This is a genomic window from Lysobacter terrae, from assembly GCF_054782215.1.
Map to the genome: position 1 here is coordinate 265694 of NZ_BAAGSX010000008.1, position 16572 is coordinate 282265.

Genomic DNA, 16572 nt, shown 5'->3' on the forward strand with positions numbered 1-16572 from the left:
ACTTTTCTCAGAAACGGTGAATCCCGACAGCTTGGATCAGCTCGATGACACAGGTGCGGCGCGCACCGCCGGGGCACCATGCCCGATGCGGTGTCCGCGCAGCGCGAAATACAGGATGTAGAGGTAGCAGGGCACCATCAGCAGCAGGAACACCAGCTGGAAGTCGAACACCTGCTTCAGGTGCACGAACAGCTGCGGGATCACCGCGCCGCCGGCGATGCCCATGATCAGCAGCGCCGAGCCCTTTTCCGTGAAACGGCCCAGCCCCTGGATCGCGAGCGGGAAGATCGCCGGCCACATCATCGCGTTGGCGAAGCCGAGTGCGGCGACGAAGTACACGGAGGTATAGCCCTTGGTGAGGAAGGCGCCCAGCGCCAACAGCATGCCGAGCACGGCGGACAGGCTGAGGTAGCGTTCCTGCGAGATGAAGTGGGGAATCGTGATCAGGCCGGTGACGTATCCCAACAGCATTCCGCCCAGCGTGAGTGAGGTGAAGAACTTGGTCTGATCGAGCGGAAGGCCGAAGCCCTGGCCGTAAGTGCCGATCGCGTCGCCCGCCATGACTTCCGCGCCGACGTAGACAAAGATGCACAGCGCACCCAGCCACACGTGCGGAAACTGGAAGATGCTGGTCTTGCCGCCGTCGCCGTTGGCCGTGCCTTCGGTGTTGACCTCTTCCGGCCGAATCTCGGGCAGTGGCGAATAGAGAATGCCGACCGCCAGCAGCGCCAGCAGGCCTGCCATCAGCATGTACGGCCCATGGATACGTGCGGCGAACTCGTTGAGCAGCGCCTCGCGCGTGGCCGGATCGGCCGCGGCCACTTGCGCCGTGAGGTCCCCCATGCCGTGCATGACCAACGCACCGATCACGAGTGGCGCCAGGATGCCGGCGGTCTTATTGCAGATGCCCATGATCGCGATGCGCTGCGCAGCGCCCTCGATCGGGCCAAGAATGCTGATGTACGGATTGGAGGCAGTCTGCAGGATGGCCAGGCCGGCGCCGATGACGAAGATGCCCGTCACCGCGCCCGAATACACGCGCGCCGTCGTGTACTGGCCGAACACCACGGCACCGATCGCCATCAGGAACAGGCCGAGAGCCATGCCCTTCTTCATGCCGGTCCGGCGCAGGATCACCGACGATGGCACTGCCAGGCAGAAGTACGAGATGTAGAAGGCGAAGGGGATCAGGAACGCGATCCGGTCGCTCACGTTGAACGCTAGCTTGGCGAACGAAATCAGCGGCCCGTTGAGCCAGGTGACGAAGCCGAAGATGAAGAACAGCGCGCCGACGATCGCGATCGACCCGTAACGGGTGCGCGAGCTGCCGGTGGAAGACGTCGTGGACATTGCGGTATCCCCTCCCTAAGGAATGCGGGCCTGCCCGCAGTGACGGTTGCCGGGTGGCAGCCGTCCTGATTGACGCACACGACAACGCCAGGCGCAACGTTGTCAGGGGCTGGCGGCGGCCAGGGGTGTTTCGGGCCCGCGAAACGCGAGGAATGGGCGGAAAACCGAGGCCTGAGCCAGGGCGAGACAATGCTGCCGCGCAGCATGAAAACGCGGGATTTCCCGCGAGCAATCGATCCCGGCGGGGTATTTCTGTCCGATTGTTGACAACGTTGTCATTACCGGAGCACTCTCGGCCGCGCTGACAACGTGGGGACGGCAGGGCAGGCATGTGGTCGAGCTTCGGGGCATCGCAGATTCATCGGGGACGCAGCACCTGCTGCGGCCGGCGTTCGCCGTCGCGAGGCCGGGCATGAGCGCGGCCACCCAGCGCTTCATTACCGCCGACGTCGGCGGCACCAACGCGCGCATTGCCCTGGTCCAGGCCGGCGACGACGGCCGCATCGCCGTGCTCGCCTACCGCAAGTACCCCTGCAATGAGTACCCGAGCCTGGCCGCGATCCTGGCCGAGTTCGTCGCCACCCAGGCCGGCGGCAGCGATCACGCCGACGTCGACCGCATGGCGATCGCCAGTGCCGGCGTGGTCCTCGACGAGGAAGTCATCAACTCCAATCTGCCGTGGCGCATCTCCCTGCCGGAAATGCGCCGCGAGCTCGGCCTGCGCGAGCTGCACGTCATCAACGACTTCGCCGCCGCCGCGCATGGTTCGCAACGCCTGGATCCGGCCGACTCGCGTCTGCTCACACCGGGTGTCGAAGTCGCCGAACCGGGTCCGGCGCTGGTCATCGGTCCCGGTACCGGCCTGGGAGCGGCGATCTGCATTCCGCACCCGCGCGGCACGGTGGTGCTCCCGACCGAAGCAGGCATGGCCGGTTTCGCTCCCGGTAACGCGCGCGAAATCGACATGCTGCGCTGGCTGCAGCAGCGCACCCGGCACGTGACGACCGAGCACTTCGTCTCCGGCCCGGGCCTGGTCAACGTGTATGAAGCGCTGTGCGCGATCGGTGGCGCACAACCGGTGCTGCGCGCGCCCGCCGCCATCAGCGACGCGGCGCGGCAAGGCGACGCCATGGCGCGTGACGCGGTGCTGACCTTCTGCGACCTGCTCGGCAGCGTCATCGGCGATCTTGCCGTGATCAGCAGTGCGCGCATCGTCCATGTCGCCGGCGGGATCGTGCCGCAGCTCATCGACTTTCTGCCGCAAAGCGAATTCCGCACGCGCCTGGTCGACCGCGGCGCCATGCGCGCCGTACTCGAGCGCATGCCCGTGCGGCTCATCGAAAACGAACGGCTCGGCGTGATCGGCGCGGCGAGCTGGTACCTGCAGCACCTAGAGGATCAAGTCAGCACTGGTCCGGCCTGAAGGAACAAGCCGGGGCGGCATAACAAGCGAGCCAACCACCCGGATCCGGGGGAGCGGCCACAACAGCCCGTGGGAGAGGAAGCAATGCAACTTCGCAAGAAAGCACTTTCGATAAGTATCGTCGCTGCCCTCGGCGTCGCCGGCGCGGCAGCCGCGCAGGAAACCACAACGACCCCGCAACCGACTCCAGCGGCGCCGGATAAGGCGACCACGTTGGATACCGTGGTGGTGAAGGGCATCCGCGGCGCCATCGAGGCGTCACTGGATAGCAAGCGCGGCGAGAACAGCCGTGTCGAGGTCGTCACCTCCGAAGACATCGGCAAAATGCCGGACAAGAACGTCGCCGACTCGCTCGCGCGCGTTCCGGGCATCACCATCAGTGCCGCCAGCGCCAACGAAGGCGCGTTCGACGAGAACGACCGCGTCTCCATGCGCGGCACCAGTCCCAGCTTCACCCAAACCATGATCGACGGCCACAACATCGGCACAGGCGACTGGTTCGTGCTCAACCAATCCGGCACCGTCGGCCGCAGCGTCAGCTATTCGCTGTTGCCGTCGGAACTGGTCGACAAAGTCGTGGTGCACAAGTCGTCCGAGGCCAAGCTGGTCGAAGGCGGCGCCACGGGCACCGTCGACATCATCACCCGCAACCCGCTCAACTTCGAGAAAGGCTTCAGCATCTTCGGTACGGCTGGGGCGGTGTACGCCGACCTGCCGGACAAGTGGGACCCGCAGATCTCGGTGCTGGGTAACTGGAAGAACGCCGATGGCACCTTCGGCATCATGCTGCAGGCCTTCAGCGAAGAGCGCCACCTGCGCCGCGACGGCCAGGAACTGTTGGGCTACGAGCAGATCGGCGCCAACACGGCTGCGGCCCAGGCCCATCCTGATTTGGCTGGTGTGTTCTTCCCGGTGCTGATCGGCTCGGCCATGTTCGAACAGGAGCGCAAGCGCACCGGCGGCATGATCAGCGCGCAGTGGAAGCCGACCGACACCGTGGAGCTGGAAGCCAACTACTTCCGTTCCGACATGGACGCGGACAACTACAACCGCAACTACATGCTATGGGGCCGGCGCATCATCAACGGCACCAACGGTACCAACGGCCAAGTCCCACTGGCTGGTTACGTGGTCCGCAACAACACGCTGGTGTCGGCCGAGTTCGCGGCGACGCCAGGCGGAGACAATGCCTTCGGCGTCTACGACCAGATCTCGCGTCCGGGAGCTAAGTCCAGCACGGAGTCCTTCAGCGTTGAAGGCAAGTGGGATGTCAGCGAGAAGCTGCGTTTGAGCGGCCAGGCCGGCACTTCGGAAGGGCACGGTGAGACACCGACGCAGGACGTGGCCGAGTGGGACGTGGGCCTCAACACCGGCGCCGGCTGGCAGCTCAACGGTGTGGGCGCCGCCGACTGGCACCTGGGCAACGCCAACACCGGCGCACCCGGCACGCCCAACGTGGACTACCGCCTCGATTGGATCTTCGGCGCGCAGGACATCGACGTCGAAGACAAGGAGGATTGGGGCCAGATCGATGGTACCTACTTCACCGACGGCGGCGTACTGCAGTCGGTGGATTTCGGCATCCGCGCCGCCAAGCACGAGCGCAACCTGCCGCAGTTCACCAACCAGGGCCCGAATTTCGCCGCAGCGATCTCGCCGTTCGATCCGGCCGCCTGGCCGCAGGGTTTCCAAAACTATCCGGGCGATTTCGGCTCCAGCTTGGGCGGCAATTTCCCGCGGAACATCTGGTTCTTCACCGAGGACCAGCTCGCCCGGTTCAATGCGATCTATGCCAACCGCGATCCGATCGGGCGCTTCGACTACCACGGCGCATACGGCCTGGAAGAACGCAGCGAGGCGGCCTACGCGCAGTTGAACTTCGGCGGTGAGCGCTGGACGGCCAACCTGGGCATGCGCTATGTGCGCACCGAGGAGGAAGTCTCGAGTTACGTGAACCCCACCGACCCGAACGCGCCGGACGTAATCAACACGTCGGCCTTCGGTCCGTACCACATCGTCGTCACCAAGAACACTTACAAGGACTGGCTGCCGAGCGCGAACCTGAAGTGGGACATGACCGACGACCTGGTACTGCGCCTGGCCGCCAGCCAGACGTTGACCCGCCCGGACTTCTCGGCGCTGAGCGGCGCGGTGCAATTGAATGCGCCTTCCTCCTTCCCAGGCACGGGCTCCGGCACCGGCGGCAATCCGAACCTGGCGCCGATCATATCGACGAATGTCGATGCGACGGTCGAGTGGTACTACGCCGAGCGTGCGCTGTTGTCGGTAGGCGCTTTCCATATGGAGATCGACGACTACGTGTCGCTGACAAACGTCCAGCAGACGCACCTGACGGAGGACAGCGTCACCAATCCGCTTAATCCGGTGCTCGTGCCGGTGGTCTACGACATGACGATCCCGGTCGGCACCGGGGCCGAGGTCAACGGCTTCGAGCTGGCATGGCAGGGCCCGATCGGTCAGTACTTCGGTGCGTTCGCGAACTACACCTACACCGAGGCCGACGTCGACGACGGTACGCCGATGCTGGGCACTTCCAAGAACACCTACAACGTCGGCGTTTGGTTCGAGAACGAGATGTTCAACGCGCGTGTCAACTACAACTATCGCTCGAAGTTCTACAGCGGGTTGGATCGCAACTCGGCGTTCTTCCAGGACGACATCGACAGCGTGTCGGCGTCGTTCGGCTGGAAGATCAACGACAACTTCAACCTCACACTAGACGCGATGAATCTCAACAACCCGAAGACGAAGTACTACGCCGAGAACCGGGATCGTCCGCGCTCGATCTACGAGAACGGCCGCCAGTACTACCTCAACTTCCGCTTCAAGTATTGATCGGTGGGCTGTTGTAGGGCTGTAACGTAAGTGCGTGGCCGCGGGCCCGGTGCATGCCGGGCCCGCTTGCTTTGAGTGGCAACTCGAACCTATGGAGCTGCGATGAGACGGCATGAACTCCTGACCTTGGCTGCAACGGCGCTATTGCTGATCGCCCCCGCGCCGCACGCCCTGGCGGCGGATGCGGACGCAGCGCTGGCGCAAACCACACCGGTGATACCTCTGCCGGCGAAGGTCGAAGTGGCGAAGGGAAGCTTCGTGCTCGACGCCGATACGCGTCTGGTCGCGAACGGCGGCGAGGCGACGCGGATCGCGAAGGATCTGGCGGCTCGGATCGAACGCAGCCGCGGCTTCGCCCCCGCCGTCGTCAAGTCGTACAAGGGCAAAGCGATCACACTGACGCTCGATCCCAAGACGAAGTTGTCCGGCGACGAGGGCTACACGCTGGATGTCACGCCCAAAGGCGTGCGCATCGCCGCGCGCAAACCCGCAGGCCTGTTCTACGGTGCCGTGACGCTCTGGCAACTGGCCAGCGCCGACGGCAAGCAAGGCAGCGCCCGCATCGCCGCGCAACGCATCGAAGACGCGCCGCGCTTCGCCTGGCGCGGCCTGATGCTGGACGTCGCCCGTCATTTCCGCAGCGTCGAGGAAGTGAAGGCGCTGATCGACCAGATGGCGGTGCACAAGCTCAACACGCTGCACTGGCATCTCACCGACGACCAGGGCTGGCGCATCCAGATCCGGCGTTATCCGCGCCTGACCGACGTCGGCGGCTGCCGCATTCCCGCTGGGGCTGCAGGCCGCAACGACGACGGGTCGCCGCGGCCGTATTGCGGCTACTACACGCAGGAACAGATTCGCGAGGTGGTCGCCTACGCCGCGCAGCGCTACGTCACCGTCGTGCCGGAAATCGATCTGCCCGGCCATGCGCAGGCGGCGATCGCGGCCTACCCGCAGCTGGGCGTTACCGGCCAGACGCCGCCGGTGTCGCCGGACTGGGGTGTCCATAGCTGGTTGTTCAATGTCGACGACGGCACCTTCGCGTTCCTGGAGAACGTGCTGGGCGAAGTGATCGAGTTGTTTCCCTCGCGCTACGTGCATCTGGGCGGCGACGAGGCGGTGAAGGATCAATGGCAGCAGTCCGCCGCCGTGCAGGCCAAGCGCGAGACGCTCAAGCTGCAGAACGACATGCAGTTGCAGAGCTGGTTCATGGGTCGCCTGGGCCGTTACCTGCAGGCGCATGGCCGCCGTCTGGTCGGCTGGGACGAGATCCTCGAAGGCGGCCCGCCGGCGGACGCGACCGTGATGTCCTGGCGCGGTACGCAGGGCGCGATCGACGCGAGCCGCGCGGGCCACGACGTGGTGCTGTCGCCCGCGCCGGATCTCTACTTCGATCATGTGCAGAGTGATCGCGCCGACGAGACGCCCGGCCGCCTGGGCGTGCGGGATCTCAAGAGCGTGTACGCCTTCGAAGCCGCGCCGAAGGAGCTCACCGCGGAGCAGCAGCGCCATGTGCTCGGCGCGCAGGCCAATCTGTGGACGGAACACTTGCGCACCAACGAACGCGTGCAGCGCGCTGCCTTCCCGCGTGCCGCGGCGCTCGCCGAAGCGGTGTGGACGCCGGCCGCGCGCCGCGACTGGAACGGGTTCCTGCAGCGCCTGGCGCCGATGCTGGATCGCTATCGCGACAGCGGCTTCACCGCTGCGGACAGCGCCTTTGCGGTGCGCATCGATGCCGTGCCGAGCGGCAAGGAGCGTGCGATGGTGACGCTGAGTAACCAGTCCGGCTTCGGCACGCTGCGCTACACAGTGGACGGCAGCGAGCCGACCGCGCAATCGCCCACGTACGCAACGCCGCTGGATCTGGCGGTAGCGGGGCAAACGATCGCCGCGGCCGCCTTCGATGGCGAACGCAGGCTCGGTGCGCCGCGCCGGCTGCGCCTGGACGGCGAAGGCCTGAGCGCACGCAACAGTGCGCAGCTGCGCTCCTGCAAAGGCGGGCTGACCCTGCGCATGGAAGACGATGCCCCGCGCGAGGGAACACGCGCGGTGATGACCGCCGATGTCTTCGACCCCTGCTGGCTGTACGAACGGGCCGATCTCGACGGCGTGAAGCGGCTGTCGGTGCGCGTCGGGCAACTGCCGTTCAATTTCCAGCTCTGGCGCGACATCAAGCAGGTCGTCACCCGCTCGGCGACGGTGCCGGGCGGCGCGCTGGAAGTGCGCATGGACCGCTATGACGGACCGCCACTGGTCACGCTGCCGCTGGCCCCGGCCCGTGCCTCGGATGCGCTGACGGTGCTGGAGGCGCCGTTGCCGGCGAACGCCGGGCGGCACGACCTGTGCTTCGTCTTCGCGTCCGGGAGCTACGACCCGTTGTGGGCGATCGACGAGGTCGTTTTGGAACCTTGATACCAGATTCGGCAAAGTCTGGGCGACGGAGGGACATGCCCCAATGTTGCAACGGCGTTACGATGTGGGTGCAAAACAGGGGGCCTCCATTCATGAAATTCCGTACGCTGTGCCTGCTTCTCGCGGGCCCGATTCTCGCGGGCGTAATAGCGGCTGACGCTTCGGCGCAGGCGCTGCCGAAGCCGGTCGAGTTCTACTTCGACGCTGATCCCACCACCACCCGCCCGATCGTCGCGATTAAGGAAACCGGCGACGCCGCGGTGCAGAAGCTGCTCAAGGCGATCGAACGCAATCCGCGCGCGAAAGCCGAGCACGCACAGCTCGCCCACCTGGCGATGGAAGGCGGGCGCACCGACCTGGGCAAGGATCTTTACACGCGCGCTTTCGGCCGCATCAGCGACAGCGACGCGCTCTGGCGCCCGCTGGTGTGGAACTACGGCTGGGACCTGTACCGCAGCGGCGATGCCGCCGGCGCCCTGGCGCAGTGGCAGCAGCTGGTCAGCACGCGGCGCAACAACGCCAGCTGGGCGCCGCCGACGATGGCGCTCGCGCTGTGGGCCGCGGGTCGCAAGGACGAAGCGGTGCAGTGGTACGCGGCCGCCGTCCGCACCGAGCCGCAGCTGTGGCGCGATCCGGCCAACTATCCGCGCCTGCTGCCCGACTGGCGCGACAGCGAGCGCGCCACGCTCGCCGAAATCCAGGCGGCCTGGGTCGCCAATCCTCCCAGCTGGCCGTGACCTGCTGAATCGCCGAACCGCAGGGCCGCCGCACGGATTCGCACGGCGGCTTCGCGCCGCCGTATTCAGGCCCCCGATTTTTCTATCGCGCAACGGTGAGACCCGGGCTACAGTGCCGGTCTGAGGGAACCGAAAGCGCCGCAGGACCGCGGCGCACGGCAGCCAGGTCCAGGGGGCGACCGGATGTCTTTGTCGGAACTGAGCGTCATGGTGGTCGAGGATCACGGCTTCCAGCGCCGCATGGCGCTGCGCCTGTTGACCGACCTGGGGATCGGCGAAGTCAGCGAAGCCGCAGACGGGCATAGCGCGCTGCACTTGCTCGAAGGCACTGGGCAGCCACCCGATGTCCTGCTGGTCGATCTGGACATGCCCGGCATGGACGGCATCGAATTCATCGGCCACGTCGCCCAGCGCCAGCTGGCGCGCGCGGTGATCGTGGCGAGCGCGCTCGATCCGGCCTTGCTCATTACGGTCCAGACCATGGCGCGCGCCTACGGCCTGCGCGTGCTCGGCAGCGTGGAAAAGCCGCTGACCCGCGACAAGCTCGCGCATGTGCTCGGCGGCTACGACGACCAACTGCATGCCTACGACGACGATGAAGTGGTCGACGTCACCGTCGCCGGCGTACGCGAGGCCTTGGCGAACAACGAGATCGAACCGTGGTTCCAGCCGCAGGTCGAGCTCGGCAACGGCCGGGCCGTCTCGGTGGAAGCGCTCGCGCGCTGGTGCCGGCGCGATGGCCGCGTCGTGCGTCCGCTGCATTTCGTCGCGCTGATGGAGCGCGAAGGCCTGGTCGGCGAACTCACCGATCACATGCTCACGCAGTCGTGCCGCTGGAAGCGTCATTGGGATCAGCACGGCTTCCGCGTAAAAGTGGCTATCAACGTGTCCCCGCGGCTGCTCGCCGACGAAAGCGCCGCCGACCGTTATCAGGAGATCGTGCGCAAACAGGGCGTCGAACCGAACGAAGTCGTGCTGGAAATCACCGAGAGCTCGGTGATGGCCGACGCCGCGCGCGGGCTGGGGGTGCTGGCGCGCTTGCGGCTGAAAGGCTTCGGCCTGTCGATCGACGATTTCGGTACGGGCTATTCGTCGCTCGCGCAGCTTTCGCAGATTCCGTTCACCGAGCTCAAGATCGACCAGGGTTTCGTCTCCGGCGCGCACACGCAGCCGCGCAAGCGCGCGGTCATCGAGGCCAGCCTCGACCTCGCCCGCAAACTGCAGCTCGACGTCGTCGCCGAAGGCGTGGAGACAGTGGAGGACTGGCAGATGCTCGCCGAACTCGGCTGCGGCATGGCGCAAGGCCATCTGATCTCACCGCCGGTGCCGGGCAACGAGCTGCTCGCCGCGCTGGGACGGTGGCGGCGCCCCGAATACTGAGCCGACTCCGCAGGCGCCGATGAAGCTCGGTATCCGTCACCAGCTCTGGATCCTGTTCGGCCTGTTCCTGCTGACCGGCGCCACGGTGCTGGTGGTGGACGAGATCGCGCAGTACCGCGCGCGGCAGTCGTTGCTGGCGCTGCGCGGCGACTCGCTGCTGGGCCTGCGCGAGATCAAGTCGGTGTCCGACGCCTACGGCCTGGACGTGGTCGATACGACCTTCCGCGCCCGCAATTACCTGATCACCTGGGAAGAGGGCGAGGCCACGCTCGATGCAGCGCGCAGGCGCATCGATATCAGCTGGGCCACACTCGCGCACCTGCCGCGCACCGCGGAAGAGGAAACCCACTTCCGCGCCGCCGAACGCGAACGCGTCGCCGCCGACCAGGCGATGGCCGAACTGGCGGCCATCCTGGAGCGCCACGACATCAAGGCGCTCGGCCGCTTCGCCGATACGCGTCTGTATCCCGCCATCGATCCGGTGACGCTGCGCCTGAAACTGCTGTCCGACCTGGCGACGGTCAAGGCCGACGCCGTGGTGCGCGAAAACCTGCGCGACAACCGCCGCGTCAGCGCCGTGCGCATCGGCCTGTCGCTGTCCGCGCTGCTGGTCATCGCGCTGATCGGGCGCTTCGTACTGCGCAACGCATACCGCGGCGTAGAGAGTCTGGCCTTCCTCGCGCGGCGCATGCGCAAGCACGACTACGCCGCGATGCCGCGCTACCTGCCGGAGACCGGCGAACTGGCGATGGTCGCCGAAGCCTTCCTGGAAATGCGCCGCGACGTACTGGGCTTCGAAACCGAACTCACCGAACAGCTCGCGCGCAACGAACGCGTCAACGCCGAACTGGTGCGCCGCGAAGCGCTACAACGGCTGCTGATGGAAGCTGCGCCGACCGCCATCGCCGCGATCGACAGCGAAGGCCGCTATTTCCTGTTCAACCCGGCGGCCGAGCGACTGCTGGGGTATCGCGCAGAAGAGTTCCTTGGCCGCGACGCGCCCACACAGGATCATGTCGGCGACTTCGCGCCCTTGCTCGTGCCGCAGGACGTGCATGACACCTTGGCGAAGCGGCTCACCGAGCAGACCGGAAAGCCGGTTCCCGCAGACTGGCGCGCGATGCGTACCGCCGCCGAACTGGGTGTGATGACCATGGAAGGGCAGATGCTGCATCGCGATGGACACCTGGTGTCCGCCTTGATCGCACTCGCCCCCATCCCCGATGAGCGTCACGGCGGCAACGGCCTGCTCGGTGTCGCCGTCGATCTCACCCGGATCAAGCAGCTTGAAGCGGAACTGCGCGCAAGCGAAGCGCGCGCGCAGGAAGCCAACCGGGCCAAATCTTCGTTCCTGGCCGCGATGAGCCACGAGATCCGCACGCCGATGATCGGCGTGACCGGCATGATCGAGATCCTCGCGCATTCCAAGCTGGACCACGATCAGCGTCATGCGCTCAACGTGATCCAGCAGAGCTCGCAATCGCTGCTGCAGATCATCGGCGACATTCTCGACTTCTCGAAGATCGAGGCCGGGCGCCTGGAGCTCTCGCCCAGCGCGGTCGACCTGGGCGCGCTGGTGCGCAGCATCGTGTCGAACTATGCCGGCGCCGCGTCGAGCAAAGGCCTGTCGCTGACCTGCGAAGTGGACGAGCGCCTGGGTCCCGCGCATCGCGCCGACGCGCTGCGCCTGCGGCAGATCCTCGGCAATTTCCTTTCCAACGCGGTCAAGTTCACCGCCAAGGGCGGCGTCGAAGTCGCGCTGGAATGGCGCGGGCAGGCGGCGCCCGATGCGGCGCATCCGCTCGGCGCCGATCTGCTCAGCTTCCGCGTCACCGACACCGGCATCGGCGTCAGCGCCGAAGCCCAGCAGCGGCTGTTCCAGCCGTTCGCCCAAGCCGAAGGGGACACGACCCGCCGCTATGGCGGCACCGGCCTGGGATTGGCGATCTGCGTCCGTTTGGCCGAATTGATGGGCGGACTGGTGACGATGGACTCGGTGTCGCACGTGGGCACCACGATGCGCTTGGCGATCACGCTGCCGCGCGCGGCGGTCGAAGACCTGCCAGCGGAGAGCTTGCCGAAGAGCAAGCGTGAAGCGTTCCGGCCACGGCGTTTGCCGACCGTCGAGCAAGCCGAACGCGAGCACAGCCTGGTGCTACTGGTCGACGACCATCCCACCAACCGCATGGTGATCGCGCGCCAGCTCGCGCTCGCCGGTTTCGCCAGCGAAGCCGCCGAAGACGGCGTGCAGGGCCTGCAACGCTGGCGCAGCGGCCGTTACGCGTTGGTGCTTTCCGACATCCACATGCCGCAGATGGACGGCTACACCCTGGCCGGCCGGATCCGTGCGGAAGAGCAGCAACGCAGCCTGCCGCGCACGCCGATCATCGCGCTCACCGCTTCCGCGCTGAAAGGCGAAGCCGAGCGCTGCCTCGCCGCCGGAATGGACGACTACCTCGCCAAGCCCGTCGCGGTGGCCGTGCTGGCGAGCACGTTGCAGCGCTGGCTGCCGCATACGGTGCCGGCGGACGATGGCTTCGACGATGTCCTCGCGGCCGGCAACGCGAACGCGGCGCTGGCTACAGGCGCACTGGACGATGCGCCGGCGCTCCTGGACTACGACGCCCTGCATGAGCTCAGCGGCGGCGACGAGAGCGATGCCGCCGCCGTACTGCGCGATTTCCTCGACGCCACCACCCACGATCTGGCGCTGCTGGTAAAGACCCGCGACGACGGCGACATTCCCGCCATCACCCGCCAGGCCCACAAGATCAAAGGCGCCGCGCGCCTGGTCGGCGCCGGCGAACTGGCGTTGGCCGCGGACGAGCTCGAAGCCGCCGGCCAAGGCGGCGAGTGGTCCGCCATCCTGCCGCTGGTGACGCATGTGGAGACGGCGGCGGAACGGCTGAAGCTCCACATTGAGGAGCGCTACCGCAGTCCCAGCGCTGCGCACTGATGGAGAAAAGCGGGGTCGCGAGCGCAGCGTTAGGATGCGGGATTCCGACTTGAAGCACCCGACCCGGAGACTCCATGCGTCGCTTCCTGCCTGGCATCATCCTCGCCCTTCCGCTCACCCTCAGCAGCGTCACCGCTATGTGCGCCGACCGCATCACCGGCAAGCCCTTCGCCACCCGCAGTGAGGTCTATGCACCGCATGCGATGGCGGCGACCTCGCACCCGCTCGTTACGCAGATCGCGCTCGACGTCATGAAGGGCGGCGGCAGTGCGGTCGATGCCGCGATCGCGGCCGATGCCGCGCTAGGTCTGATGGAACCGACCGGCAGCGGCGTCGGCGGCGATCTGTTCGCGATCGTGTGGGATCCCAAGACGAAGAAGCTCTATGGCTACAACGGCTCCGGGCGCTCGCCCAAGTCGCTGACGCTGGCCGAATTCCAGAAGCGCGGCCTGGCCGACGTGCCCAAGTACGGCCCGCTGCCGGTGACGGTGCCGGGTGCGGTCGATGCCTGGTTCGCCCTGCACGACCGCTTCGGCCGCAAACCAATGAGCGACGACCTCGCTCCGGCGATCCGCTACGCGCGCGAAGGCCATCCCGTGCACGAAGTGATTGCCTATTACTGGGGCCGTAGCGTGCCGACGCTGTCGCAGTACCCGGGCTTCACCGAACAGTTCACTGTCGCCGACGGCGCCGGCAAGCGACGCGGTCCGCGCACCGGCGAGATGTGGCACAACCCCAACCTCGCCAACACTTTGGAGAAGATCGCCAAGGGCGGTCGCGACGCGTTCTACAAGGGCGACATCGCGCGCACCATCGACGCCTACTTCAAGGCCAACGGCGGCTTCCTGTCGTATGACGATCTGGCCGCGCACCATGGCGAATGGGTTGACCCGGTTTCCACCAACTACCGCGGCTACGACGTGTGGGAACTGCCGCCAAATGGCCAGGGCATCGCCGCGCTGCAGATCCTCAACCTGCTCGAACCCTATGACCTGAAAAAGTACGGCTTCGGCAGTCCCGAGCACGTGCACTTGTTCACCGAGGCGAAGAAGCTCGCCTTCGCCGACCGCGCGGCGTCCTACGCCGATCCGGATTTCTACAAGACCCCGGTGGCGAAACTGATTTCGAAGGAATACGCGCGCGAGCGCGGCAAGCTGATCTCTATGGACAAGGCGATGAAGGCCGCCGAGCCCGGCGTGATCCCGCAGCTCAACGAAGGCGACACCATCTATATGACCGTCGCCGACGCCGACGGCATGATGGTCTCGCTGATCCAGTCCAATTACCGCGGCATGGGCAGCGGCATGGCGCCGCCCGGCCTGGGCTTCATCTTCCAGGACCGCGGCGAGCAGTTCGTGCTGAAGGCGGGTCATCCCAATTCGTTCGCGCCGGGCAAGCGGCCGTTCCACACCATCATTCCCGCCTTCGTCACCAAGGACGGCAAGCCCTGGCTGTCGTTCGGCGTGATGGGCGGCGCGATGCAGCCGCAAGGTCATGCGCAGATCCTGATGAACCTGATCGACTTCGGCATGAACCTGCAGGAAGCCGGCGACGCGCCGCGCATCCAGCACGACGGCTCGACCGAACCGGCGGGACAGAACACCGCGATGGAAGACGGCGGCGAACTCGATCTGGAATCCGGCTTCTCCTACGAAACCGTGCGCGCGCTGATGCGCAAGGGCCACAGCGTGCGTTTCGCCGACGGCCCCTACGGCGGCTATCAGGCGATCATGGTGAATCCGAACGGCGGCTACATCGGCGCCAGTGAGTCGCGCAAGGACGGACAGGCGGCGGGGTACTGAGCGCGTGATCAACGAGCAGCTCGACCTGGACAAATGGCGCGGCCAGTTGCAAGGCAACGGCCGCGTGCAGATCGAGAACTATCTGCAGGAAGCGGCGGCCGAGCGCCTGAGGGTCTGCCTCGAACAGGAGGTGCCCTGGACGCTCGCGATCCGCGATAGCGAGGGGCCGCGCACGATAGACAACGCGACTTATCGGGCGATGTCCGCCGAGGCAATGACGCGCCTACTGCAGGAAGCAGCGACGCGGTCCGGTGGCGGTGCGGACGACGAATTCCGCTTCGCCTACGACAGCTACATGATGATCCGGGCATACAAGGAGCAGCGCGATCCCGGCCTGCTGTTGCACCGGGTGGTGGAGCTGTTCAATTCGCCCGACTACGTATCGTTCGCACAGCATCTCACCGGCGATACGCGCATCCGGCGGGTGAATGCGCAGGCCACGCGCTATCGCCCCGGTCATTTCCTGCGTCTGCATTTCGATGAAGACGAGACGGAAGGCCGCCTCTATGCCTACGTCCTGAACCTCAGTCGTGGTTGGCAGGCGGACTGGGGTGGGCTGCTGCAGTTCATCGATCCCGACGGCCGCATCGCGGATACCTTCCTGCCGCGCTGGAATACCTTGTCCTTGTTTGCCGTGCCCCGCGGGCATGCGGTTTCGCTGGTGGCGCCGTGGGCGGGCGCGGACAGGCTGGCGATCACCGGCTGGTTTCTGCGGTGACGCTTCTAACCAGGAGTTTGCCCCGTGGCTTTTGATGCTTTCGCCCTGGTGCTGGCGATGCTGGTGCTGGGCTACGTCTTCCAGCGCCTGCGCGTGCTGCCGGACAACGCCGCGCAAACGCTGAATCTGGTCGTGTTGTACGTGTGCCTGCCGGCGGCCGTGCTGCGCTACGCGCCGCGCCTGCATCTGGAGCCCGCGCTGCTCGGCGTGGCCGCGGTGCCGTGGCTGCTGCTGGCGGCGACGGTCGTGTGCGTGGCCGCGATCTCGCGCTGGCTGCGCCTGCGCAACGAGGAGCGGGCGGTGCTGCTGCTCACGGTGGCGCTGGGCAACACGAGTTTCCTCGGCTATCCGCTGACCCGCGCCCTGATTGGCGAGCACGCGCTGCCGTATGCGGTGGTGTACGACCAGTTCGGCGCGTTCCTGATCCTGTCGACCTTCGGTCTGTGGGTGCTGGCGCGCTACGGTGGTGAGCATCGTCCCGCGCCCAGGGACATGTTGCTGCGCGTGGTGAAGTTCCCGCCGCTGTGGGCCTTGCTGGCAGGCTTCACGGTGATGCCTGTCGATCCGCCGACGTGGATCGCGGGCGGCCTGCAACGTTTGTCCGACGCGCTGCTGCCGTTGGCGATGCTCACCATCGGCCTGTCGGTGCGCCTGACCTTGCCGCGCGAGGAACTCAAGCCGCTCGGCGCGGGCCTCCTAATGAAGCTGGTGCTGATGCCGGCCTTGGCTACCGTGCTGGTACCGCTGCTGGGCCTACAAGGCGCGATGGCACGCGCGACCGTGCTGGAGTCGGCGATGCCTTCGATGGTCACGGCCGGCGCACTCGCGATCGCACACAACCTCGCGCCGCGATTGGCCGCGGCAATGGTCGGCTATGGGCTGCTGTTGTCGTTGCTGACGCTGCCCTTGTGGGCGCAGTGGGGCTTGTAAGGGGCTGG

At 66.5% G+C, this 16572-nt stretch carries 10 protein-coding genes; 9 read left to right on the forward strand and 1 reads right to left on the reverse strand.

The features are described from left to right. Window positions 1–36: 36 nt before the first annotated feature. Complete coding sequence (locus tag ACYVJ8_RS12985; protein ID WP_460713036.1) at window positions 37–1350, reverse strand: sugar MFS transporter; 1314 nt, start codon at window positions 1348–1350, stop codon at window positions 37–39. Between the two features lie 412 nt (window positions 1351–1762). Here ACYVJ8_RS12985 and ACYVJ8_RS12990 point away from each other — a divergent pair, with 412 nt between their 5' ends. The 9 genes from ACYVJ8_RS12990 to ACYVJ8_RS13030 all read left to right on the forward strand — a co-directional run bounded on the left by ACYVJ8_RS12990 (window position 1763) and on the right by ACYVJ8_RS13030 (window position 16564). Then, window positions 1763–2773: a glucokinase gene (locus tag ACYVJ8_RS12990; RefSeq protein ID WP_460713038.1), complete on the forward strand. Its 1011-nt coding sequence runs from the start codon at window positions 1763–1765 to the stop codon at window positions 2771–2773. 84 nt (window positions 2774–2857) lie between these two features. Beyond that, window positions 2858–5629, forward strand: coding sequence for a TonB-dependent receptor (locus tag ACYVJ8_RS12995; RefSeq protein ID WP_460713040.1), 2772 nt, complete (start codon window positions 2858–2860; stop codon window positions 5627–5629). Window positions 5630–5731: 102 nt separating this feature from the next. Further along, window positions 5732–8041 (forward strand): family 20 glycosylhydrolase, encoded by a 2310-nt coding sequence (locus ACYVJ8_RS13000; RefSeq protein ID WP_460713042.1) that lies wholly within the window; start codon window positions 5732–5734, stop codon window positions 8039–8041. 92 nt (window positions 8042–8133) lie between these two features. Further along, a complete protein-coding gene (locus tag ACYVJ8_RS13005; RefSeq protein WP_460713044.1) occupies window positions 8134–8778 on the forward strand; it encodes a tetratricopeptide repeat protein in 645 nt (214 codons plus the stop codon). A 183-nt stretch (window positions 8779–8961) separates the two neighbouring features. Further along, window positions 8962–10158 (forward strand): EAL domain-containing response regulator, encoded by a 1197-nt coding sequence (locus ACYVJ8_RS13010; protein ID WP_460713046.1) that lies wholly within the window; start codon window positions 8962–8964, stop codon window positions 10156–10158. Between the two features lie 19 nt (window positions 10159–10177). Further along, window positions 10178–13114 (forward strand): response regulator, encoded by a 2937-nt coding sequence (locus ACYVJ8_RS13015; protein ID WP_460713048.1) that lies wholly within the window; start codon window positions 10178–10180, stop codon window positions 13112–13114. Window positions 13115–13251: 137 nt separating this feature from the next. Further along, entirely contained in the window at window positions 13252–14916 is a 1665-nt protein-coding gene (gene ggt, locus ACYVJ8_RS13020; RefSeq protein WP_460713732.1) for a gamma-glutamyltransferase, read from the forward strand. A 4-nt stretch (window positions 14917–14920) separates the two neighbouring features. Further along, on the forward strand, window positions 14921–15634 hold the full coding sequence (locus ACYVJ8_RS13025; RefSeq protein WP_460713050.1) for a 2OG-Fe(II) oxygenase: 714 nt from the start codon (window positions 14921–14923) through the stop codon (window positions 15632–15634). Window positions 15635–15658: 24 nt separating this feature from the next. Then, window positions 15659–16564: an AEC family transporter gene (locus tag ACYVJ8_RS13030; protein WP_460713052.1), complete on the forward strand. Its 906-nt coding sequence runs from the start codon at window positions 15659–15661 to the stop codon at window positions 16562–16564. Window positions 16565–16572: the final 8 nt, after the last annotated feature.